Origin of the sequence: Diplocloster modestus (assembly GCF_019042245.1) — a bacterium.
In the GTDB taxonomy this organism is placed as follows: Bacteria; Bacillota; Clostridia; order Lachnospirales; family Lachnospiraceae; genus Diplocloster; species Diplocloster modestus.
Window position 1 is genome coordinate 1 of record NZ_JAHQCX010000058.1, and the last position, 201, is coordinate 201.

Annotated in this window: 1 protein-coding gene; it reads right to left on the reverse strand. The window is 55.2% G+C overall.

Features of this window, described 5'->3' with window-relative positions:
• Positions 1 to 201 (reverse strand): pyruvate formate lyase family protein (locus KTH90_RS25620; protein ID WP_238727633.1); only part of this gene is annotated, 201 nt, incomplete at both ends.

The following is a 201-nucleotide window of genomic DNA, read 5'->3' on the forward strand; positions in this document are numbered from 1 at the left end:
GGTGTTTTCCAGGATCGCTTCCATCTTAATGTAGTACTTCATCTGGTCTATGAACGCGTCCTCCGCTTCCTGATAGCCCTCAAACGTGGCAAGCGTCCTGCCGTTGGTATTTTCATGCAGACAGATTCCGGTGCGGGGGTCTCTCCCGTTATAGAGCGACATCTCCAGCGCCTTCGTACAGTTCAGCCACGCGCCCCCGGT